General features: G+C 56.1%; 20 protein-coding genes and 1 tRNA gene. 12 read left to right on the top strand and 9 right to left on the bottom strand.

Annotated elements, in window-relative coordinates:
* Positions 1-76: 76 nt before the first annotated feature.
* From V6582_RS17030 to V6582_RS17010, 5 genes are all read left to right on the top strand, one after another.
* Positions 77-916, top strand: a complete 840-nt coding sequence (locus V6582_RS17030) for an ABC transporter permease (protein ID WP_197434414.1) — start codon at positions 77-79, stop codon at positions 914-916.
* The gene (locus tag V6582_RS17025) at positions 913-1,764 is read left to right on the top strand and encodes an ABC transporter permease (protein ID WP_156632636.1); all 852 of its coding nucleotides are present in this window, start codon (positions 913-915) and stop codon (positions 1,762-1,764) included. Before V6582_RS17030 ends, V6582_RS17025 begins: the two co-directional genes overlap by 4 nt.
* Positions 1,761-2,819 carry an ABC transporter ATP-binding protein gene (locus V6582_RS17020; protein WP_156632637.1) on the top strand — a complete coding sequence of 353 codons (1,059 nt, stop codon included), beginning with the start codon at positions 1,761-1,763 and terminating at the stop codon, positions 2,817-2,819. Before V6582_RS17025 ends, V6582_RS17020 begins: the two co-directional genes overlap by 4 nt.
* A 137-nt stretch (positions 2,820-2,956) precedes the next feature.
* A complete protein-coding gene (locus V6582_RS17015; RefSeq protein WP_156632638.1) occupies positions 2,957-4,684 on the top strand; it encodes a methyl-accepting chemotaxis protein in 1,728 nt (575 codons plus the stop codon).
* A 172-nt stretch (positions 4,685-4,856) separates the two neighbouring features.
* On the top strand, positions 4,857-5,750 hold the full coding sequence (locus V6582_RS17010; RefSeq protein ID WP_156632639.1) for a protein phosphatase 2C domain-containing protein: 894 nt from the start codon (positions 4,857-4,859) through the stop codon (positions 5,748-5,750).
* Here V6582_RS17010 and hisC read toward each other — a convergent pair.
* A complete protein-coding gene (hisC, locus tag V6582_RS17005; protein ID WP_156632640.1) occupies positions 5,747-6,811 on the bottom strand; it encodes a histidinol-phosphate transaminase in 1,065 nt (354 codons plus the stop codon). The two genes, V6582_RS17010 and hisC, sit on opposite strands and share 4 nt — an antisense overlap.
* 331 nt (positions 6,812-7,142) lie before the next feature.
* Between hisC and V6582_RS17000 the strand changes: the two genes are divergently transcribed.
* The 3 genes from V6582_RS17000 to V6582_RS16990 all read left to right on the top strand — a co-directional run bounded on the left by V6582_RS17000 (position 7,143) and on the right by V6582_RS16990 (position 10,093).
* Entirely contained in the window at positions 7,143-7,886 is a 744-nt protein-coding gene (locus V6582_RS17000) for a helix-turn-helix transcriptional regulator (RefSeq protein ID WP_197434415.1), read from the top strand.
* Positions 7,887-8,202: 316 nt separating this feature from the next.
* Positions 8,203-8,607, top strand: coding sequence for a helix-turn-helix domain-containing protein (locus tag V6582_RS16995; protein ID WP_156632642.1), 405 nt, complete (start codon positions 8,203-8,205; stop codon positions 8,605-8,607).
* A gap of 322 nt (positions 8,608-8,929) precedes the next feature.
* On the top strand, positions 8,930-10,093 hold the full coding sequence (locus tag V6582_RS16990; RefSeq protein WP_156632643.1) for an acyltransferase family protein: 1,164 nt from the start codon (positions 8,930-8,932) through the stop codon (positions 10,091-10,093).
* 100 nt (positions 10,094-10,193) lie between these two features.
* On the opposite strand, the gene V6582_RS16985 is transcribed toward V6582_RS16990, so the two are convergent.
* Entirely contained in the window at positions 10,194-10,664 is a 471-nt protein-coding gene (locus tag V6582_RS16985) for a GNAT family N-acetyltransferase (protein ID WP_156632644.1), read from the bottom strand.
* A 21-nt stretch (positions 10,665-10,685) separates the two neighbouring features.
* A complete protein-coding gene (metH, locus tag V6582_RS16980) occupies positions 10,686-14,459 on the bottom strand; it encodes a methionine synthase (protein WP_156632645.1) in 3,774 nt (1,257 codons plus the stop codon).
* A 257-nt stretch (positions 14,460-14,716) separates the two neighbouring features.
* Here metH and V6582_RS16975 point away from each other — a divergent pair, with 257 nt between their 5' ends.
* Positions 14,717-15,973: an AGE family epimerase/isomerase gene (locus V6582_RS16975; protein ID WP_156632646.1), complete on the top strand. Its 1,257-nt coding sequence runs from the start codon at positions 14,717-14,719 to the stop codon at positions 15,971-15,973.
* Between the two features lie 298 nt (positions 15,974-16,271).
* Here V6582_RS16975 and V6582_RS16970 read toward each other — a convergent pair whose 3' ends face one another.
* The 5 genes from V6582_RS16970 to V6582_RS16950 all read right to left on the bottom strand — a co-directional run bounded on the left by V6582_RS16970 (position 16,272) and on the right by V6582_RS16950 (position 20,431).
* Positions 16,272-16,751, bottom strand: a complete 480-nt coding sequence (locus V6582_RS16970; protein WP_156632647.1) for a hypothetical protein — start codon at positions 16,749-16,751, stop codon at positions 16,272-16,274.
* A 145-nt stretch (positions 16,752-16,896) separates the two neighbouring features.
* The gene (locus V6582_RS16965; RefSeq protein ID WP_141748632.1) at positions 16,897-17,121 is read right to left on the bottom strand and encodes a hypothetical protein; all 225 of its coding nucleotides are present in this window, start codon (positions 17,119-17,121) and stop codon (positions 16,897-16,899) included.
* A gap of 387 nt (positions 17,122-17,508) precedes the next feature.
* Entirely contained in the window at positions 17,509-18,330 is an 822-nt protein-coding gene (locus tag V6582_RS16960; RefSeq protein ID WP_156632648.1) for a thermonuclease family protein, read from the bottom strand.
* Positions 18,331-18,515: 185 nt separating this feature from the next.
* Positions 18,516-18,947: a plastocyanin/azurin family copper-binding protein gene (locus V6582_RS16955; RefSeq protein WP_156632649.1), complete on the bottom strand. Its 432-nt coding sequence runs from the start codon at positions 18,945-18,947 to the stop codon at positions 18,516-18,518.
* Between the two features lie 80 nt (positions 18,948-19,027).
* Positions 19,028-20,431, bottom strand: coding sequence for a PLP-dependent aminotransferase family protein (locus tag V6582_RS16950; RefSeq protein WP_156632650.1), 1,404 nt, complete (start codon positions 20,429-20,431; stop codon positions 19,028-19,030).
* Between the two features lie 107 nt (positions 20,432-20,538).
* On the opposite strand from V6582_RS16950, the gene V6582_RS16945 reads away from it, so the two are divergent.
* Together V6582_RS16945 and V6582_RS16940 are read left to right on the top strand one after the other, a co-directional pair.
* Positions 20,539-21,402, top strand: coding sequence for a DMT family transporter (locus V6582_RS16945; protein WP_156632651.1), 864 nt, complete (start codon positions 20,539-20,541; stop codon positions 21,400-21,402).
* A gap of 300 nt (positions 21,403-21,702) precedes the next feature.
* The gene (locus V6582_RS16940) at positions 21,703-22,341 is read left to right on the top strand and encodes an outer membrane protein (protein ID WP_156632652.1); all 639 of its coding nucleotides are present in this window, start codon (positions 21,703-21,705) and stop codon (positions 22,339-22,341) included.
* 57 nt (positions 22,342-22,398) lie between these two features.
* On the opposite strand, the gene V6582_RS16935 is transcribed toward V6582_RS16940, so the two are convergent.
* The gene (locus V6582_RS16935; protein WP_156632653.1) at positions 22,399-23,145 is read right to left on the bottom strand and encodes an SIMPL domain-containing protein; all 747 of its coding nucleotides are present in this window, start codon (positions 23,143-23,145) and stop codon (positions 22,399-22,401) included.
* A 161-nt stretch (positions 23,146-23,306) separates the two neighbouring features.
* Here V6582_RS16935 and V6582_RS16930 point away from each other — a divergent pair.
* Positions 23,307-23,382, top strand: a tRNA-Ile gene (locus tag V6582_RS16930).
* The last annotated feature ends 79 nt before the right edge of the window (positions 23,383-23,461 follow it).

Genomic DNA, 23,461 nt, shown 5'->3' with positions numbered 1-23,461 from the left:
ATCCAGTCCACATAAGCCCAGTTTGTCCAAAGCCAGTTCGTCAAGACAGGCGCCACCACCCCGTCAGAAAATCCGGATGAATTGGGATTGGCTGGGTGTGCTGCCGTTTTTCCTGTTTGCCATTCTGTTTCTGATCGGCCCAATCCTTTATTTGATCAAAGGCTCTTTCCAGAATCCCGCCGGTGATTTCACACTGGAGAATTTCATCAGCCTGGCCACGCCCAATATCATGGCCGCCTATTCCCTGTCGCTGCGCCTGAGCCTGGCCGCCGCCTGTCTTGGCGCCATCGCCGGTCTTCTGGTTGGCTATGCCATTATTCTTGGCGGCTTGCCGCGCTGGGTGCGCACGGCCTTCATGACATTTTCAGGCGTTGCCTCGAATTTTGCCGGTATTCCGCTGGCCTTCGCCTTCATCGCCACCCTGGGCAGGCTGGGTCTGGTCACCGTTCTGTTGCGTGACATGTTCGGCTTCAACCTCTATGGCACGGGCTTCAGCCTGTTCTCCTTTTGGGGCCTGGCGATCACCTATCTGTATTTCCAGCTACCCCTGATGGTACTGATCATCACCCCTGCCCTCGACGGGTTGAAGGGCGAATGGCGCGAAGCGGCGGAAATTCTCGGCGCCACCCGCAGACAATATTGGCAAATGGTCGCCCTGCCGGTGCTGACACCATCCATTCTCGGCTGTTTCCTGCTGCTATTTGCCAATGCCTTCGGCACGCTGGTCACCGTCTATGCGCTGACCGGCTCCAGCTTCGGCGTCGTGCCAATCGTGCTTTACCAGCAGATTCAGGGCAATGTGCTGTATAATCCCAATCTTGGCTATGCGCTGGCGGTTGGCATGGTGGCGATCATGGCCGTCACAAACACGCTCTATCTTATCCTGCGCAGCCGCGCCGAACGGTGGCAAAAATGAAAAAGCCCTTTCCGCTGGTCTCGACCGTCATCGTCCTTATCGCCGCCGCCTATTTCCTCGTCCCGCTCTATGCGACCTTCCAGTTTTCCCTGCAAATGCTGCGGGGCCAGTGGAGTTTTGCCGCTTACCGTTCGGTGTTTTCCAGCGACGAGTTTCTGTCTACCCTCGGCTACTCGGCCTTTGCCTCATTGATGGCCATCGTGGTCGGTGCGGTCATCGTCGTGCCGACAGCCTATTGGGTACGGCTGCGGCTGCCGAAACTCCGGCCCATTGTCGAGTTCGTCAGTCTCCTGCCGCTGATCATTCCGCCGGTCGTGCTGGTGTTCGGTTATATCCGGTTGTTTGGTTCCAGTTCCTATCTGCCGCTCACCATGTCGGAAAACGGCACTAATATCCTGCTGGTGATCGGCTACGTCACATTGTCCTTGCCCTATATGTTTCGGGCCGTGGACAATGGCATGGCCGCCATTGATATCACCACCCTGACGGAAGCCGCCGAAAGCCTCGGCGCATCGCGTCTTCGCACCATTACCGAGGTCATTTTTCCCAATGTGCGCTCGGCCATTGTCTCCGGCGCCTTTTTGACCTTCTCAATCTCGCTTGGTGAATTCGTCTTCGCCAGCCTTCTCAATCGCCCGGCCTTCGGCCCTTATATGGTCAAGATCGGCCAGGACCGCGCTTATGAACCGGCAGCGCTTGCCATTCTGTCCTTTGCGCTGACCTGGGGCTGCATGGTCCTCATGCAATTATTCGCCAATAAAAAACCCGGACAGCGCTGGTTGCCGCGCAGTATTGCACGCCAGGCCCCGCTGTCCTCTTCAATGCCCCCAAGGAGTGCAACCCGATGAGTTTCCTCAGGATCGAAGCGGTCAGCAAGAGTTTCGCGGCCAATACCGTCGTCAAGGAATTCGATCTGCCGGTGAATAAAGGTGAATTCATCTCCTTCCTGGGACCGTCCGGCTGCGGCAAGACAACCGTTCTGCGCATGGTGGCGGGGTTTGAAACGCCCTCCTCCGGCTCGATTGTCATCGATGGGCAGGACGTCACGAAACTGCCGCCCAATCGCCGCCGGATCGGCATGGTGTTTCAGGCCTACGCGCTGTTTCCCAACATGAATGTGTTCGACAACGTCGCCTTCGGCCTGAAGATCGCCAAAAAGCCCAAGGCGGAAATTCACAGCCGGGTGATGGAAATGCTGAAGCTGATCCACCTCGATCATCTGGCCGAGCGCTATCCCTACCAGATGTCCGGCGGCCAGCAGCAGCGCGTGGCGCTGGCCCGGGCGCTGGCGCCAAAGCCGCAGGTTTTGCTGCTCGATGAGCCGCTGTCGGCGCTGGATGCCAAAATCCGCGTGTCGCTGCGCGAGGAAATCCGCCAGATCCAGCGCCAGCTCGGCATTACCACCGTATTCGTGACCCATGACCAGGAAGAGGCCCTGTCGATATCCGACCGGATCGTGGTGATGAACGGCGGGCGCGCCGATCAGATCGGCACGCCTTCAGAAATCTACAATCATCCCCAGACCCGTTTCGTCGCCTCCTTCGTCGGCACGCTCAACCTGATCGACGCCAAGGTGGTGGATACATCCACCAATACGATCCTGATCGGCGACCAGCAGGTGAGCCTGAAAAAGCCGCTGGGCAAGGCCAATGGCGAGACTGTTACCGTGGCTTTGCGCCCGGAAGCCGGATCGCCTGCCGAAGGCGCCAAGGGAGACGTGCGGATCAGCGGCAAAGTCACCTCAAGCCACTTTCTCGGCTCGGTCATCCGCACCCGGCTGGATGTCGGCGGCGTGACACTGTCCTTCGACATGTTCAACGACCCGGGCGTTACACCGGCAATGATTGGCGAAACCATCACCCTGAAATTTGCAGGGGACGACCTGATGGTTGTGGCGGATTAATAGCCAATTACAATGGCATAAGGTGTCAATGAGAGACGTTAAAATTCTAAGTCACTGAATTTTCAGTGTATTTATAAATATTTACCTGTTCTAAATAAAGATCAAATAACATACCTCCAACAGCAGGAGGCAGGGTTATGGGATTAATGTCACTTGGCTTCGGAAATGATACAAAAGCTGTTCTCGATGCTTTCAATCGTTCTCAAGCAATCATTGAATTTGACCTTAAAGGCAATATTCTCGATGCAAACGAGAATTTCTGCAAAGCGGTTGGCTATACGAAATCCGAAATCATCGGCAAGCATCACAGGATCTTTGTCGATCCTGAAGAAGTGAAAACCCAAGCCTATACCGCTTTCTGGGCAAAACTCGCCTCAGGCCAGTTCGATCAGCGCCAGTATAAGCGCTTTACCAAAACAGGTGAACCGATCTGGATTGAAGGCTCCTATAATCCGGTTTTTCGCGGCAAAACACCTTATAAGGTTGTGAAAATTGCCACGGACATCACGACTGTCAAGAACAAGACCATTGATAACGACGGCAAGATCGACGCACTGTTGCGTTCGCAGGCTGTTATCGAGTTTACGCCCTCCGGCCAAATCATCACCGCCAATGAAAATTTCTGCACAACGCTTGGCTATGAATTGGGCGACATCACTGGCAAGCACCATTCGATGTTTTGCGATCAAACCTATGTAGCCTCGCCCGCATACAAGGAATTCTGGCGCAAGCTGGGCGCCGGAGAGTACCAGAGCGATGAATTTCTGCGTATCGGCAAAGGCGGCAAGAAGGTTTATATCCAAGCAACCTATAATCCGATTTTCGATGAAAAGGGAAAAGTCATCAAGGTTGTGAAATTCGCTAGCGACGTGACAGGTCGTGTCAATGCCATTGCCGCCATCGGTGCAGGCCTGGAACGCCTGTCGAACTGCAATATCCGCATAACGATCGATGAGCCCTTCATTCCGACCTTCGAGCATCTGCGCAACGACTTCAACATGTCGATCGGCAAGTTTCAGGAAACCCTGGCCCAGGTTCTGTCGGAAACTGCTTCTGTCTCAAGCAATAGCAGGGAGATGCTGACAGCGTCTGGCAGTCTTGCCCAACGCTCTGAACAGCAGGCGGCAGCGCTCGAACAGACCTCTGCTGCGCTGGAAGAAATCACCGCGACGGTGAAGGAATCCAGCATCCGCACCAAGGATACCCGAAATCTCGTGCGCGACGCCCACCTGGCCGCGACCGAATCCGTCAAGGTGGTCAATTTCACCGTGGACGCCATGAGCAGGATCGAAGTCGCCTCAAAGGAAATCAGCAATATCATCAGCGTCATCGATGAAATTGCCTTCCAGACCAACCTTCTTGCCCTGAATGCGGGCGTTGAGGCCGCTCGCGCTGGCGAAAGCGGCAAGGGTTTTGCGGTCGTTGCCCAGGAAGTGCGCGAACTGGCCCAGCGTTCCGCCAAGGCCGCCAAGGAGATTTCGGAACTGATTGCCAAATCCAACAACGAAGTGAAGGACGGGGTCCGTCTGGTCGGGGAAACCGGCAGCGCGCTGACGAGGATCGAGTCTTTCGTGCAATCCATCGACGTCAATATCGAGGCTATTGCGACGGCATCGTCAGAACAATCCACCAGCCTTAGCGAAATCAGCACCGCGGTTAATGCGCTTGACCAGATGACACAAAAGAACGCGGGCATGGTCGGCAGCATGAATGCCATCAGCGAAGCGCTTTCCAGCGGCGCTGCCAAGCTGACAGAACTGGCCAACCGGTTCCAGTTGAATAGACGATCCGCGATCCGCGAGCCGGGAAGCTCCGCCGCGTTGCGCGGCAGCGACAGGCGGGACAGCAACCGCACGGCGGCCTGACCGAAAGAGCTTTCAGGCAGCCCGCTGCCTTTAAGCAACCCCACCTTTAAGCAACACATTGGCGAAAACATCGGCGGTGTGTTTGGTTTTCGGCATTTTTATTTTGCGGTCCGTGAAGCGATAGGCCAATTTTCGCGCATCTTCCAAGCTTCGGCTTAACGAAAGAGTGCCTATGTCTGCCAAGCCAGCCTTGACCAGCCCTGCCCTGGCCATCATCGACACGATCAGCGATCCGGGCAAAAGCGACCGCAGCAACGAGGACAGACTGGGATATAATGAGCAGGCCGCTTTCGTGCTCGACGGCGCAACCGGGCTGGGCGACGTCCAGTTCATGGAGGGTTACGGTTCCGATGCCGCCTGGATTGCCCAGTTTGCGGCAAAACGGCTGACCACGGAACTAACATACGACACCAATGTCACCGAGGTGATCCGCGCCATCGCTTTTGACGCCCACGAGCTTTTTACCGCAGCAGCAGGCGATCAGCCGCGCTATGCCTGGCCACTGGCGGCCCTGGCCGGCTTGCGGGTAACGCCGGATGGCGCAGAATTCATTGGCCTTGGCGATAGCGTGCTCTACCTTCTGCATGACGATGGCCGGGTGGAAACCCATATGGCTCTGCCGGATGCATTTGAGCGTGAACAGCAGGCCGCCCGCGCCCATGTGGAGCGCGCGGGCGGCATCGGTGCAAGCGGCATGGCCCACACAAGCGACACCGAAACATTGGAAAATTTACGCAGCAAACGCGAACAGCAAAACACGCCTGGCGGCAGTGTCTGGTCTCTGGGGCTCATACCCGATACCGCCGATCATCTGGTTCGCACATCCCTGACCATCGAGACCGGCGCCACAGCGCTGATCTGCTCGGATGGGCTGGCCGATCTTGTCAGCCTCTACCAAGCCTATGACCCTGCTGGTCTGGTCAAACGCGCCGCAACTGCCGGATTGAAGGCCCTGGTCACCGAATTACGGCATCTGGAACGCGAGGTCGATCCCGACGGGCTACAATTTCCGCGCTTCAAGCAAAGCGACGACACGACAGCGATCCTATGCCGGATCGATCGTTAACTCTGGCCTAATACCTCCCGCAAAGCCGCCAGTAGCCGGTCGCATTCGGCATCGGTGCCAATGCTAATGCGCAAAAAATCACCGATCCGAGGCTTTTGAAAATTTCGCACCAGGACCGATTTTTGCCGCAGCGCCAATGTGAGATCCACGCCGGTCCGGTCCGAATGCCGCGCAAACACAAAATTGGCTGAGGATGGCAGGACCTCGAAACCCAAATCCTGAAGACCGAGGGAGAGACGCTCCCGGCTGGCGATAACCAGATCGCGGTGACGCTCGAACCATTCCCGGTCCTCCCAGGAGGCAACGGCACCGGCGAGCGCCAGCCGATCGAGCGGGTAGGAATTGAAACTGTCCTTGACCCGCTCCAAGGCCTCGATCAACGCCCGTTGTCCGACAGCAAAACCAACCCGCAATCCGGCAAGGCCCCGCGATTTCGAAAAGGTCTGAACCACCAGCAGGTTCGGATAGGTTTTGACCAGCGGAATGGCACTTTCCGCGCCGAAATCCACATAGGCCTCGTCAATCACCACGACCTGATCGGGATGGTCGCGAATGAGAGTTTCAATCTGCGCCAGGGACAGGGCGATGCCCGTCGGTGCATTGGGATTGGGCAGGATGATCGCACCACACCGCTGCCGATAATCCTCTATCCGCACCCGCATGGCATCGTCCAAGGGCACCTCCCGGAAATCGATGCCATAGAGCCGACAATAGGTTGGATAGAAACTGTAGCTGACATCTGGAAACAGCAGCGGCTCATCATGGTTCAGCAGGGCCTGAAACGTATGTGCCAGGACCTCATCGGAACCATTGCCGACAAACACCTCGTTCGGATCGAGATTGTGGCTTTTGGCAATCGCATGGCGCAGCGGCAGGCCGGTCGGGTCTGGGTAAAGCCGAAGAGTGTCATCCACCGCCTGTCGCATCGCGGCAATCGCGTGCGGCGAAGGACCATAAGGGCTCTCATTGGTGTTCAGCTTGACCAGATCGGCGATCGCGGGTTGTTCGCCCGCCACATACGGCATCAGAGATTGAACGATCGGGCTCCAGAAACGGCTCATGGAAGTTCTCCACAGATGGGAGGAGGAAGAGAGGGTGGCGGCAATCAATTTTCATTTTTGATATCTCAGGCGGAGATCGATGCCAAGGCACCTGAGGCGCTCGTCCATCCTCACCAGGAGGGCCTTGAGCCCCCCGCGCATGGATCGAAACAGCAAAAGAGCCGCAAAAAAGACCAGCACTTTCTATTTCCAATGGTTGTTTGGGGGCAGAACTGAAAGTCGAGGGTAAGACAATCCTGCTCTCGCATTGTTCCGTTTTTTCGATAGTATGGGTCAACGCAAAGTGAAATCAGATAGGTAATGTAAAGACTATCAAAAAATGGGGGTAGAAATGAATGAAGACAATATATTGGTCAGTATCGATTCAACACTCTCCTTTCTATCAGATATCAAGCAAACAGAGACTTTTTTAGATCTTATTAATTTAACAAAGCAGGCCACATACCGATACGGCGTCAAAAATATCGTTATAGGATTTCCGCCAAAGCCCGGCATGCTACCGAGCCAGCAAATGCAAGGGATTTTACTTGCCGATTGGCCTGACGAATGGTCGCGCCTCTATTTCCGCGACAGCCTGGCATTTCAAGACCCGGCCATCCGTCACATCGTCAGATCTGAACCCTCATTTGTCTGGTCGGATTTTTCCAAAACACTGGCCATAAGCCGCGACGAAAAACGGGTGATGGATCAGGCCCGGGAGCTTTATGTCAGCAATGGCTTCACATTACCCATCGTGTCTCTGGATGGACGCTGCGCTGGCGTCACATTCGCCGGGGGCGACATCGATGATTCCCCACAGGCAAGAACCGGCATGGCGCTGATTGCAAGCTTCAGCTTCGCACGCGCATTGGAACTGCATGGCGCAAACCATAAACCGGCCACCCGGCTGACCCCACGGGAAAGAGAAGTTATCGGCTGGATTGCAAATGGCAAAACGGATTGGGAGATCAGCGTCATTTTCGGGGTCTCCGAAAAAGCGGTCACAAAGCATGTCGGCAATATCAGGACGAAGCTCGGCGCCGTTAGCAGATCACACGCCGTGGCAGAGGCTTTCAGGCAAAAATTGATATGCTGAAATCTGTCAAGGTGGCACTTCCACCACTACGTGGAATTATCTCTTTTTGTCACATTTAAAATATCCTATAATTAGATGGCCATACCCTCTCTAAATGACTGAGACGCTGCTTAAATCGATCCTTCCCTTAGATAAAGCACGCTACGATTTCCGTCGATCGAATGGTGATTTCAAGAAGTAACCACCATAGATAGCACACATCAAAAGAGTTTATCAGTCACTGATAAATACACTCTCGTTTTTTCACAGATTCGTTTATTGAAAAACATCGAATGAAACATGATATTATTTTCGTTGTAGTCTATTGAGATCGCCCATGACATTGCTCAAAAAAACATCCAACGTTCACGACTATAACATCCTGGCGGGTGAACGCTTGAAAAGCGCCCGAAAGAATAAGGGGATGAGCCAATCCGACGTTGCAAGAGAACTGGGTGTGACATTCCAACAGCTGCATAAATATGAAAAAGGCATCAACGGCATGAGCGCCAGCAGACTTGCCGCTGCAGCCACTCTCTTGGGAATGGACCCCGATTTTTCCTACACCGCCGATAATGCCGACGCATCGCCCGAGGATAGCTCAAGCGAGCTGACAGATCTGGTTAAAGCGACATCACGTTCAGACGCGCTTGAACTCAACACATGCTTTGCCAGCATCAAAAACCCCAATACGCGCAAAATCATTATTTCCATTATCGAACAGATTGCATCTGCGCGTTAACGCTACGGCCAGATCCGCGCGCGTCAGAGCCCGGTAGAATCCTAGGCGCCACCTCCTCCATACCCCCAATCACCTGCGACAACAGACCTGCATTGTGATGGCAATGCCGGGGCCTGAGCGTCGCCCATCTCCTGATCCTCCACTTGGGTGAGGCTTACCTCCTTCCACAAGAGTGCAGTATCAAAAATTTCAACTCAATATATCGATCTAAATTTGAACAGTATTGTCCTGAATAAGGAACATAACTGAGCAAATGACGAATTAGTTCATATCAGTTTTACAATATAACTAATTCTAGTCTTTTATAATCGAGGTATTTTAGATGAAGTCGATTGGTTCTGTATTGGATGAACATCGAGGCATTGGTCCGGGATTTGATTTTCTCAGAATTTTCCTGGCAGTCATGGTTTTACTCGACCATTCATTCCTGATTGCCGAAGGTGAAAAATACCAATTTTCTCAGCCCGGAATCACGGTCCTGCAGGCTGCCATCCTGCCGATGTTTTTTGCACTCAGCGGCTTTCTGATTACCGGCAGCGCCATCCGCCTTCGCCTGAAGGACTTTCTGCTCAATCGCGGCATCAGAATCGTGCCAGCCCTTGCGGTCGACATTGTGTTTGCGGCGCTGATCCTCGGTCCATTGTTTACCACGGTCAGCCTCCCGACCTATTTTCAGTCCTATGAATTCTGGGCCTATTTCGCCAATATTTTTGGCGTTATCCATTATGTCCTACCGGGCGTTTTCGAGCACAATCCCTTTCCATCGACCGTGAATGGATCTCTCTGGACCGTCCCCTATGAGATCGGTTGCTATGCCATCATGTCAGCGCTGATCATTTTTGGCTTTCTAAAGCGCCCGCTGGCAGCACTGGTGGCGACGGCCTGTGTCGCCGTGATCATCATCGCCCTGAAGGTCGAAAACATCAGCCCGTCGAGCATGGGCGGGCTATTTCCACCTGAAAGCTCCGGCTACACCCTGCTTAATCATTTCATCGGCCTGCGCGGCCTGATGCTCTATGTCAATTTCATGCTGGGATCGGTGTTCTTCCTGTTCCGCCGTTTCATTCCAAAACACTGGACGCTGGCGGTTATCTCCTGCATCGTTCCGATTGCCACCTCTTTCGCGCTTCCTCACGTCAGCGGCAGCACGCTCTGCACGATTTTTGCGCCTATGCTGGTCTATCTCACCGTCTATGTCGGAATGCTGCGCATTCCCCCCATCCCGATCTACCATGGGGGAGATTATTCCTACGGAATCTATCTCTATGGATATCCCTTTCAGCAGGCCCTGGTGAACCTGTTTCCGAAGCTGACATCACCCTGGCTGCATTTCGCCATTTCACTTCCGATAGCCACCGTGATTGCCATGGGCTCCTGGCATTTCATCGAAAAACCAATCCTGCGCCTACGGAAGAAATTCAGCTTCACCGCCCAGAAGGGCGATGCCAGAGAGGTCTTGCCGCGTGCGGAGGCGGTGATGAAATGATGTCTTTTAGAGCATTTCCAGGAAAAGTGTGAAGCGGTTTTCCGTCCGGAAATGCTTAAGAACAAAGATCCAGAGAATTTCTATTTTTCCCTGATGAACTCTAAGCCCCCGCCTCGATGCGGTAAACTTTGCAAACCAACCCGTCTGAAGAGCGATAGGTCCGAAAACCCATCGCCTCGTAATAGGCAAGCGCTACAGCGTTATCGGCCCCAATGGCCGCCTCGATATTCTGAACCGGAAATGCTTCTGCGGCCCGCACTGACGCTCGAAAAAGAGCCGAACCAACCCCTCGCCGTGCGGCAAGTGGGCTTACATGAGTGCCGATAATACCCCAACCCTCTGGGGTGCCATAGGGGTTATCTGCTGTCGCATATCGCAAGGATTGAAACCCAAGAATGCGGCCATCCTCTTCTTGCGCAACCGAGCACTCAATGCGGTTCTTGTGGTCGATATAATGTGCAAGCACCCACTCAGGGTCACCTGCACTCTTGCGTAGGCCCGCGGCAAATATCTCGTCCAGAGCATTGCTCATCCCCTGGGCGTCAAGGGAATTTGCTGGTCTTATCTGCATGTTCCCTCGACCTTCAGACGATCACGCCGCCGCATCCGTATCCACTGCCGCCTTCGGCACGTAATTCAGCACCGGCCCCAGCCAACGCTCAATCTCGCGCACGTCCATGCCTTTGCGGGCGGCGTAATCTTCCACCTGATCGCGCTCCACCTTGGCAACGCCAAAATAGTAGCTGTCAGGATGGCCGATATAGAGGCCGGAGACGGATGAGCCGGGCCACATGGCGTAGCTTTCCGTCAGCGTTACGCCTGTCGTGGCCGTGGCATCCAGCAGGTTGAACAGCGTAACCTTCTCCGTGTGGTCGGGCTGGGCTGGATAGCCGGGGGCTGGGCGGATACCGGCGTAGGATTCGGAGATCAGGTCTTCCGGTGCAAAGGTCTCATCTGCGCCGTAGCCCCAGAATTCCTTACGAACCCGCTCATGCATGCGCTCTGCAAAGGCTTCGGCGAAGCGGTCGGCAAGGGCCTTGACCATGATGGAGGAGTAATCGTCGTTGGCACGCTCGAACCGTTCGGCAATAGCCACTTCTTCGATCCCTGCCGTGACCACAAAGCCGCCAACGTAATCTTCCACGCCGCTATCAACCGGAGCGACGAAATCGCTCAAGGCAACATTCGGGCGGCCATCGCGCTTGGAAAGCTGCTGGCGAAGGGTGAAGAAGGTGGCTAGGTCTTGCTTGCGGCTATCGTCCTTGAAGAGGCGGATATCATCACCAACGCTGTTGGCGGGCCAGAAGCCGATCACCGCGCGGGGGCGGAACCATGTCTCGTCGATGATTTTCGCCAGCATAGCCTGTGCGTCAGCATAAAGCGCACGGGCGGCTTCGCCCTGCTTTTCGTCGTCCAAAATAGCCGGATAACGGCCTTTCAGCTCCCATGTCTGGAAGAAAGGCGTCCAGTCGATATACTTCGCCAATTCCTTGAGGTCATAATCCTCAAACACCTTGATGCCGGTGAAGTTTGGCTTTTTCGGCTTGTAGCTGGCCCAATCCACCTTGGCCGCATTGGCGCGGGCGCGGGCAATTGGCAAGCGTTGCTTTTCAAGCTCGGCGCGGGCATGGGCATCGGCCACCTTGGCATATTCTGTGCGCAAGGTTTCAATCGTGGTGTCGCGGGTATCGGGCGACAGCAAGGACGAGACAACGCCCACGGCGCGGCTGGCATCCAGCACGTAGACCGCCTGCCCCGACTGATATTGCGGGTGGATTTTCACCGCCGTGTGCACACGGCTGGTGGTGGCACCACCTATCAGCAGCGGCACATTAAAGCCCTGCCGCTGCATTTCAGCCGCGACATGCACCATTTCATCCAGCGATGGCGTGATCAGGCCGGAAAGTCCGATGATATCGACCTTTTCCTTGATCGCCACTTCCAGAATCTTGGCAGCAGGCACCATCACGCCCAGATCGATGATCTCATAGTTGTTACAAGCCAAGACCACGCCGACAATATTCTTGCCGATATCGTGCACGTCGCCCTTCACGGTGGCCATCAGCACCTTGCCAGCAGCTTCGCGCTCGCCAGTGCCGCCATTGGCGCGCTTTTCTTCTTCCATGTAGGGCAGAAGCACAGCCACGGCCTGCTTCATGACGCGGGCGGATTTCACCACCTGCGGCAGGAACATTTTGCCCGCGCCAAACAGGTCACCGACCACATTCATGCCCGCCATCAGCGGACCTTCAATGACATGCAGCGGACGCGCGGCCGCCTGGCGGGCTTCCTCGGTATCGGCATCGATGAATTCAGTGATACCGTTGACCAAAGCGTGTTCCAGACGCTTGGCCACCGGCAGCTCGCGCCAGGACATGTCCTGAACGCGGGCTTTCGCCTCGCCTGTACCGCGATAACGCTCGGCAATCTCCAGCAGCCGTTCCGTGCCATCTTCGCGGCGGTTCAGCACCACGTCTTCGCAGGCTTCGCGCAGCTCGGCATCAATGCTTTCATAGACTGCCAACTGACCGGCGTTGACAATACCCATGTCCATGCCCGCCTGAATAGCGTGGTAGAGGAACACAGCATGCATCGCCTCGCGCACCGGCTCATTGCCGCGGAACGAGAAGGACAGGTTGGAAACACCGCCGGAAATATGCACCAGCGGCATGCGCTGACGGATGGTGCGGGTCGCCTCGATGAAATCCACGCCGTAATTGTTGTGCTCTTCAATGCCGGTGGCGACAGCAAAGACGTTGGGGTCGAAGATGATATCCTCAGGCGAAAAGCCCGCTTCTTCGGTAAGGATCTTGTAGGCGCGTGAACAGATTTCCACCTTGCGCTCGTAAGTATCCGCCTGCCCCTGCTCGTCAAAGGCCATGACCACGACGGCGGCACCGTAATTGCGGATCAGCTTCGCCTGCGCAACAAAATTCTCCTCGCCTTCCTTCAGCGAGATGGAATTGACGATCGGCTTGCCCTGCACGCATTTCAGGCCGGATTCGATGATCTGGAATTTGGATGAATCGATCATCACAGGAACGCGGGCGATATCAGGTTCAGCGGCAATCAGGTTGAGGAATTCAACCATGGCCTTTTCTGAATCGATCAGTCCTTCATCCATGTTGATGTCGATGATCTGCGCGCCGTTTTCGACCTGATCGCGGGCAACCACCAGCGCTGCATTGAAATCACCAGCGGTGATCAGCTTGCGGAACTTTGCCGAGCCGGTGACATTGGTGCGTTCGCCGACATTGACGAAGGGAATGTCCTTGGTCAGCACGAAAGGCTCAAGACCCGAGAGCGACATGAAGGGGCGGTGCTCGACCGGCTGGCGAGGCGCCTTGCCCTTTACCGCTTCGGCGATGGCCTGGATATGAGCTGGCGTGGACCCGCAGCAGCCACCCACCACATTGACGATGCCTTCCTCGGCAAAGCCTTCCACCAATTTCGCCATATATTCCGGGCTTTGGTCATACTGACCAAATTCATTCGGCAGACCGGCATTGGGGTAAGCGGAGATGAACGTATCGGCAAGACCGGACAGTTCCTGCAAATGCGGGCGCATCGCATCCGCACCCAAAGCGCAGTTCAGCCCGATGGTGAAGGGCTTGGCGTGGCGCACCGAGTTCCAGAACGCCGATGGCGTCTGGCCCGACAGGGTGCGGCCAGAAAGGTCGGTGATCGTGCCTGATATCATCACCGGCAAGCGAATGCCCTTGGCAAGGAAGCGCTCCTCGCAGGCAAAAATCGCCGCCTTGGCGTTCAGCGTATCGAAAATCGTCTCGATCAGGATGAGATCGGCACCGCCATCAATCAAGCCATCGATCTGTTCGCCATAGGCAAGGCGCAAATCATCAAACGACACGGCGCGGTAGCCGGGATTGTTGACATCGGGCGAGATCGACGCCGTACGGTTGGTTGGGCCAATCGCGCCCGCCACAAAGCGGCGCTTGCCGTCTTCGCGCTCGGCACGAAGGATGGCCCGGCGCACGACCTGCGCCCCATGCTTGTTGAGATCGTAGACAGCGCCTTCCATCTCGTAATCCGCCTGGGCGATGCGGGTGGAAGAGAACGTGTTGGTTTCAACAATATCCGCTCCCGCCATGGCGTAGCGAAAATGAATATCTTCAATAGCTTCCGGTTGGGACAGAATCAGAAGGTCGTTATTGCCCTTCTGGTGGCAGGCGCAGCCAATGAAGCGCTCGCCGCGAAAGTCATCCTCACCCAGGCCAAGGCCCTGAATTTCAGTGCCCATAGCACCGTCGAGGATCAGAATACGCTCACGCGCCGCCTGTTGCAGAGCTTTGAGGATCTCTGCGCCGTCGCGGTTCGCTCCTTCACGTCCAAACAATTGATCGAGCATGAGCGACTTCCTTCCGTTCCCAGGGTTACGTACCCAATCACATAAAGATATGTTTATGTCAATATACGCGGCGTCATTAGATCGCGCCGTTCAGCCGGCACCGTGCCTTCCAAACGCATTGCGGCACAGTCTATCATAAAGGGTGAACGGAGCGGTAACACTCTATGGCTGCTGGATAATTTTCTCCTTAAATCGATTTCGATTTCGTCCATTATGCAGTATAGACACGGGCGATTTTGTACCGCGTGGAGGATGATATGTCGAACGTCAATCAAGGAAAACCGCTGGCTGACCAATGGAGCGGACGGCCTTACCATCGCAAATGGCTGCTGGATCAGGCCGATGGCCTGTTTGATTTCTTCCAGACGGCAGCGATCAACCCTAAGGGCGGCTTCTACGATCTTGCCCGCGATGGCACACCGTTGACGACAGACAATCCCGTGCGCGGCATCCATGCCAGCGCCCGCATGGTGCATTGCTATGCCATCGGCGATCTGCTGGGCCGTCCCGGCGCTGCCGATGTGGTAGACCACGGCATGCGTTATCTGTGGCGCAAGCATCGTGACGAAAAGAACGGCGGCTATGTCTGGCAATTGAACGACGATGGCGTCGCCGATGGCTCCAAGCAGGGCTATGGCCATGCTTTCGTGCTGCTGGCCGCTTCTTCGGCCAAAACCGTTGGCCATCCGCTGGCCGACCGGATGCTGGAAGACATTACCGAGGTGCTGGAAACCAAATTCTGGGAGGAGCGCCACGGCGCCATTGCCGAGGAATTCTCTCAGGATTGGCAGCCGGTACCCGGCTATCGCGGCCAGAATTCCAACATGCACCTCACCGAAGCGCTGATGGCGGCATTCGAGGCCACCGGCGAGCAGCATTATCTCGACAAGGCCACCCGGATCGCCGATCTGATCATCAACCGCCGCGCCCGCGAAGAAGCCTTCCGCGTTGCCGAACATTTCGATGAGGAATGGGTGGTGGACCGCAATTACTATCACCCCAATGAAATGTTCCGCCCCGCCGGCACCACGCCTGGCCATTGGCTGGAATGGGCCCGCCTGGTGTTGCAGCTCTGGGTGCTGACAGGCAAGCAGCATGACTGGATGCCGGAAGCGGCAAGCGGCCTGTTCTATCAATCGATGCTGCTGGGCTGGGACCGCAAAAAGGGCGGCTTTTATTACACGCTGGATTGGGACAACGTGCCCGCCAAGACCTTCAAGCTGTGGTGGCCGCTTTGCGAGGCCGCAGGCGCTGCCCATTACCTCAACCAGCACCAGGGCCGCGACCTGAACGAGGAAAACTACCGCAAGATCTGGAATTTCATCGCCAACCACACGATCGACAAGCAATTTGGCGGCTGGCACGAAGAGATGACGGAAGACCTTGTGCCGTCAAACAGCCTGTTCCCCGGCAAGGGGGATATCTATCACGCCCTTCAAGCCTGCCTCATCCCGCTGTTTCCAGCTGAAGGCAGCCTGACCAAGGTTATCCAGGACTATCCGCTGGACGTGTAATCCAAGAGCGACAATCACCTATTGTAAGCCCGCCTTCTGTCCGAAGGCGGGTTATCTAGACATTTACGCATTTCCGGACGGAACACCGCTTCACACTTTTCCTGAAAATGCTCCAAGTGTTTGTCTCACGCATTTCCGAACGGAAAACCGCTTCACACTTTTCCTGGAAATGCTCCAACTCTTTGCTTTTCGCATTTCCGGACAGAAAACCGCTTCGCACTTTTCCTGGAAATGCTCCAACTCTTTGCTTTTCGCATTTCCGGACGGAAAACCGCTTCGCACTTTTCCTGGAAATGCTCTATTTCATCGATTTGTCGATTTCGAAACTGGCTGTGAATTTCGTGCCTTTTTGCAGTGTGCCGGTGCAGGCCACCAGAAACCGGTCATTATTGATCTGACTGGTATTGCAGGCGCCATTGGCAGCGATCCGCTGCAACCCGCTCTTGGTGCTTCCATCATTGAGGATGACTTCGTCCAGCTTGAGCGTCTCAATCTGGCTCTTGTCGCGCGGCTTTTCCTTGGAGGGAATGCCGGTAAAGGTAATGATGTGCGTGGTGCCCATGAAAAAATAAAGGCCAGAGCGGCCATCGCTATGCAAGCTGCGGCCAATTTCGGAAGAGCAGGCCTTTGTCAGATCCTGATCACCGATGGAAACCCGCAGGCATCGCCCCTTGACCGAAGAAAACTGCGGCTGGGCCGCTTCCTTGGCCCCTGCTGTATAGACAAATGTTACAGAACCAATGGCAGCCACGGACAGCGCCAAAAACAACCGAGCCATCTTCATCGCCAACCCTTACGCTCGCCTCAACTTCGGACCATGAAGCGTGGTAGAAGACGAAACTGCCGCGAGCCTTGCGTGGTCATCGCGGCAGAATAAGAGCGGCCATTGGAAACGGCGCTGCTGGCACAGGTTACGTCAAATGTTACAGGCAGTCGGCAGGCCCCTGCACGTGGGAAAGACTGTCGATCACATGCGCTGCGGGAACGCCAGCTTTGCGGCAACGCAGGGCCAGATTACGCTGACGGGCCGCATCATCCAGCAGGACGGCAAACGCGCTGAGAGATACTCCGTCTGCCCGCAAGAGCTGACGGATCATTGGGTCCTTGAGAACTTCGGACATGGTCAGGTCAGTCATATCGTAGGTCACTGGTCTTTTCTCCCTTTGTCCGTGCTGTGCGTGCCGCGCAATCTTTGCCTTAGGCTTCTTTGAAGTCAGCAAACAATTAGGAACGCCGCAAACCGGATTTTGCTCCATGAGTTCCAAAAGTTTTTTATTCTCTGCTTATGGAGGAAAGCATAAAGCCAAGGTGTTACGATCTGATGTCGTGCAGATGGCGCAAACGTGGCAAGACCGGCAAGTTTTGGAGGCGTGCGGCACGAAACGGCACAACATAGGCGTGCACCACTCAGAACGGCACAGAAAAAACATCCGGAGTGTGTCAGGTTCAGATCGAACCAGACACACTCCAGCTTCTGTTGTTTTCGTTTGTCTTTTCGGGAAAACCGGGTTCCACTTTTCCTATGGCAAACTCTCTCAGCACCAGGGCTGTCGATGACCGGTCCAGGGCCTGACCAATCCCTCATCGACCATCATCGCGCCGAGTGAACGGCCATTGCGGCTCACCACGCGCAATTTTCGTCCATATTGGTCTTCATCCCGCATACCAAAGGGAGAAAGATCGAAACTGCCGGCGCTGAGCAGATCACGCAACCGTACCTTTGCGGCAAAGCCCCGGTCGCGCTCGGATTTACATTTTGCCTGTTCGGTTTCCGGCGCATCGATATCGGCAACCCGGATCTTGGTCTTGTTGACCCAGAAGGTGTCGCCATCGACAACGCAATTGTCGAGCCCGCTTGTGCCGCAATAATAGAATTTGCCGGACACCCGCTGCTTATCGACCCCGCGCGGCTGAAGGGAGGCAACGACCTGTCCCGGCACCAGCGTGGTGGCAGGCGGCAAGGGGCTGTCATCTCTTGATCGAGGCATCATGGAGGCGGTCGGTATCATCGTCGTGGCCGGTGGCAATGGCGTCGGATCGAGCCTGCGCGCCGTCGGCGTTGGAATGCTTGCGGGCGGAACCGGGCCAGTCTCGCTGCGGCTACTGGTTTCGCGGGGCGCATGGCCCTGCAATTGCGCGATATATTTGCCACCGGTACCGAACGTCTTGTCGATCAGTCCAGGCAATTCCTTGCGGTGGTCATAGGCCGAAACGCCGGCCACCACTACGACAAGCGCCCCAAACCAAGGCCAAAGGCTGCCGCCCGACCCTGCCCGTTTTGCTCTTGACCCACCGGATGCCCGGCGTTTGTTTGCGCCCCCGCGCCTTGCCCCTCCCGCTGCTTTTCTAGCCGCCATGTTTTACTCCTTATCGAATGGCGGCATTATCGTCGTTAAGAGTTTCTAAAAGGTTGGCGCCTTCAGGGGAAAACAGTCATCCAAAATGAAACAGCATGTCTCTGCATCAGCCCGCGATATCGGCATGAAAAAGCCCGCATCGCTGCGGGCTTATCACAAGAGGCACACAGATCACCGGCTGCCGATCAGGGCGTAACGGTCAGGGTGCCCTGCATACCGGCCTCGTAATGGCCCTTGATATTGCAGAACACCAGATAGCTGCCCGGCTTCAATGTCACCTTAAGCTTGCCATCCGCGCCGGGCTTCAGATCCGACACTTCGCCAAGGCTCTTCAGCTTCTTTTCGTCAACGCGGTGCTTGGCCTTATCGAGCGGGATCTTGGCATCCGGGGTCGCTAGCTTTACCACGATCATCTCATGGTCTTCCGACATGGCATCGTTGTGAACGTGGAACACCGCCGGACCAGCGGCAACCGTTGCAGGCTCCATCTTCAGCCCCATGGCGCCACCGCCCTCACCGGTTTCGGTGACCTTGATCTGGGTTTCAGCCGCAAAAGCCACCGATGCGGTAAGGCTCGTGGCAATAAGGGCTGCGTAAAGACCGGTCTTGAACATCATGATGCGAACTCCTGATTGGGTTTCTTCTGGCACCACCTATGATGATCGTTGCTGACATCGCTCTGAACGTGCCGCACCATTCACCGCAATTGCTGCAAACCCGCCTTCAATGAGCCAAGAACCCTCGCATCCATGGTTTGCGCCACGTTGAAACGCATGAACCGGCCCGCATTCTGCGACAGGCTGAAGACATTGCCGGGTGCCAGAATGACGCCATCCTTCAGGCAGTGGCGGGCCAGAGCGCCCGATTCGATCCCATCAGGCATTCGACACCACAGAAAAAGTCCCGCCTTCGGCTGGAGCCAGGGCGTGAAGCCAAGCGACGACAACTCCGCCGCCACAGTGCTGCGCGCTGCGGCCAACCGGGTTTTCAGCCCTTCAAGATGTTTGCGATAGCCACCATCCGTCAGCACGGCCAGCACCAGTTCGGCGGAAAGCCGCCCGCCACCAAAACTCGTGGCGATCTTCAAGTCGGTCAGTCCCTCGATCCAATCACGCCGGGCGGCGATATAACCGCAGCGCACCGAAGCCGACAATGTCTTGGAAAAACTGCCGATCTGCACCACCCGGTTCAACCCATCGAAAGCCGATAACCGCGCAGAAGGAACATCTTCGAAATCGGCAAAGATATCATCCTCGACGATGGTCAGGTCGGCCCGGTCGGCAAGGGTCAGCACTCGATGCGCATTGACCGCCGAGAGGCTTGCGCCGGTGGGATTATGCACGCCCGAATTGGTAATATAGAGCCGCGGCTTATGGGCCTCGACAATAGCCGCGAACGCCTCCAGATCCGGGCCATCCGCCAGATAAGGCACGCTGACGATGGTGGCGCGGTGCGCCCGCAGCAGGGCATGAAAGTTGAAATAGCAGGGGTCATCGACCAGAACGCAATCGCCCGGCTCCAGAAAAAAACGGCAGACCAGATCGATGGCATGGGTGCCGGATTCCGTCAGCATGATCGCGTCCGCCGCCACCGTCAGCCCATGATCGGCCATCCGCCGCGACAGCAATTGCCGAAGCCCCGGCAGGCCGAGCGGCGAACCGTAATCCGTCAGTACCGCACCATCGGCGCGGCCAAGCATGCGCAGCGCCCGCCGAATTGCCGCCTCCGGCAACCAATCGGGCGGCAGCCAGCCGCATCCCGGTTTCAGCAGATCACCACGAGTTTCCAGCGATTGGCGAGAGACCCAGAACGGATCGATCTCCCGCTCCAGCCGAGGCCCGAGATTGGTCAGGGACAACGGCGCCAAGGGTGCCGCCACGAAAAACCCGGAGCCCGGCCGCGCGCGGATCAGCCCTTCCGCCGCCAACCGTTCGTAAGCCTCCACCACTGTTGAAACCGAAACCTGCATGGTCTTGGCAAAGCCGCGCACAGAGGGTAGCCGTGCGCCGGTCGCCAGGCTTCGCGAGGAAATACGCGTCCGAATAGCCGCCATTACCGTGTCGATCCGGCTTATTCCCTGCGCGTCCAAATCGCTCACCATCGCCTCTGTATTGCTCAAACACCCATAACAGTTTGGCAAAATTGTATTGCACCGTCTCTGGCATAACCATCACCTCGGCGCAAGAACAACAAAAACAGGAGCATCAAATGAACAAGACGACGAGCGGGCTGATCAATGGTTTTCTGGGCATGCTGATCTTCAGCGGCTCGCTCCCGGCAACCCGGGCTGCGATCGGCAGTTTCGACCCGGTTTTTCTAACCGTCGCCCGCGCCAGCATCGCCGGCTTGCTTGGCTGCGGCCTGCTTCTGGTATTTCGCCCGGCAAAACCCAATCTCGCGGAAATCGCGGCCCTCGCCATGGTCTCGCTCTGCGTGGTGATCGGCTTTCCCTTGCTGACGGCCTACGCCTTGCAACATATACCCTCGACCCGTTCGCTGGTTTTCATCGCCTTGTTACCGCTTTCGACCGCCCTGTTTGCCGTTCTGCGCGGCGGTGAGCGTCCGCGGCCGATCTTCTGGCTGTTTTCCAGCCTCGGTAGCGCTCTGGTGATCGGCTTTGCCCTGTCCCAAGGGGTCGCCACCGCATCTTACGGCGATATGCTGATGATCCTCGCCATCCTGATCTGCGGCCTTGGCTATGCCGAGGGCGCAAGACTGTCGCGCCGGTTGGGCGGTTGGCAGGTAATCTGCTGGGCGCTGACGTTGGCTTTGCCCATCAGCATCGTGGCCGCCGCCCTCACCCTGCCCTCAACGCTCAGTGGCGTAACCGCTGGCGCCTGGCTGGGCCTTGGCTATGTCTCACTGTTCAGCATGTTGATCGGCTTCATTTTCTGGTATCGCGGCCTTGCCCAGGGCGGCATAGCTGCCATCGGCCAATTGCAATTGCTGCAACCGTTTTTCGGCTTGGGGCTTGCCGCCGCCCTTCTCCACGAAACCGTCAGCCCCTCCATGCTGGTCACCACCCTTGCCGTCGTTGCCTGCGTCACTGGCGCCAGAAGGGCGACCCAATAGCCGTCACCAAAACACCGGAAAGAGAACACCAAAGTGCTGAGCCTTCCTGCGCATTCCCTCGGCTCCAATAACTAAAAATTCATCACAAAAGCAGAATGCACAGGCTTTTCTCTGCCCTATCTGAGGGAAAGAAACAGCAAAAACCCGCGAAATTTGACAGTAAAACACTCGAATAAGATGTGTATTGGCCTCATTTGCGGAATTTAAAGCTCATAATTGCAGAAACCGTGGTATTTTTGCTACATACACGCAAATGAATAAATTATATCTCACTCACTCATTAAACGAGTGGAGACGAATATGAACAGAGTGACCCTCCTTGCAACCGCTGCAACCCTCTTCGTATCGGCAGGCATTGCCATGGCCGCCGATGCAGTTGATCAGGTTCCGACAGCTCCTGCTGCTGTTGAAACCCCCGCAGCGTTTTCATGGGCAGGCGGCTATATCGGTGTTTACGGCGGCTACGGCTGGCTGGATGCCACACTGTCGCAGGGCGGCGCATCGCTCTCGGATAATTTCGATGGCGGCCGCATCGGTGGATTTGGTGGCTGGAACTTCGATGTCGGCCACAACGTGATTCTCGGCGTAGAAGCCGACGTGAACTACGACTGGAACGAAAACAACTATTCCGGCGTCAAGGTGGGCATGGATGTCTCCGGCTCTGCCCGAGCCCGCGCTGGTTACGCCATCGACCGCGCCCTGCTGTTTGTGGCTGGCGGCTGGACGGCAGACCGAGACTATATCAAGTCTTCGTCCGGCGATTACGACAAGACGCTTAACGGCTGGACCATCGGCGCTGGCGTCGATTATGCGATTACCAATCGCATCTTTACCCGCCTCGAATATCGCTACAACGATTACGGCACCAAGAACCTTGGCGGCATCGATTTTGAAACCAAGCAGAATGTCGTCAATCTCGGCATCGGTATCAAATTCTGATAGACTGTTAGAGATCGGCCCCGGTTTAACGACCGGGGCTTTTTTTGTGATTGCTGGCTATTGCTCCAATGCAAAGCTGACATTCACGGTCACACGATAGGTATTCTCGCCTGCTGCCATCGGCGTTGGTGCGGGCGCCATATCCCGGGCCATGCTGGCTTTCATCATCATGCCCTGCTCAAAAGGCCGCGCTGCGTTTTCATTGATGGAAATGATTCGGCCAAGCTTGACACCCGCCGCTTGCGTCAGCACTTTCGCCTTGGCTAAGGCATCCGCCATGGCGGATTTGCGGGCCGCATCTATGGCCGTTTCCGGCTTGTCATTGGTGAAGCGGATCTCTCCACCCTGGTTGGCGCCAAGCCCAACGGACGTATCGATTACCCCGCCCAGCTTGGACAGATCACGCACCCGGATCGTCAGCCCATTGCTGACGGAATAGCCCTCGATCACTGGCGGGCGGCTATCGGCCTTGTCTTCTGGCTCCTGGCGATAGCGCGGCGTAATCTGAAAGCCGGATGTCTGCAAATCGCGATCCGCTAATCCCTTGTCCTTCAGGGATTTCAACACTTTGGCCAAAGCCTCGTTATTGTCCTTCAACGCCTGCGCGGCCTCGGCAGCCTCAGTCACGACACCCAATTGCATCAAAGCCATATCCGGCGCCAGACTGACCTCTCCTTCGCCCGACACATTGATGACCGCCTCCTGCCGGGACGCTTCCTGTGCCATGACCGGAGAAACCACAGCCAGGGACGCCAACACAAAGCCAATCCGTCCAAGATCCAAAACCGCACCCAATTTCACCATGCCGTCTCCCAAGCTCCTATTTCCGATTACGCAACCTCTCGCTAAACAACCTATTGCAAAACCATTGCGGCAAACACTTGTCGCACCCATCGTTTTCCGCTAGAGCGTCACCACGGATGTTGGAACCATTGCCAACCCCACCGCCGGCCCTCGCGCCTGCCGGGCCTGTAGCTCAATGGTTAGAGCCGGCGGCTCATAACCGCTTGGTTGGGAGTTCGAGTCTCTCCAGGCCCACCATTTCTGTTCATCGCCACATCAACCCGGACTGTTGTAGCTCGCTGTAGCTCGCCGCAAACTTCCGGAATTTTGACACGCA

The sequence above is a fragment of the Agrobacterium vitis genome (genome assembly GCF_037039395.1).
Lineage (GTDB): Bacteria > Pseudomonadota > Alphaproteobacteria > Rhizobiales > Rhizobiaceae > Allorhizobium > Allorhizobium vitis_E.
This window is presented reverse-complemented; position numbering and strand designations above follow the sequence as displayed.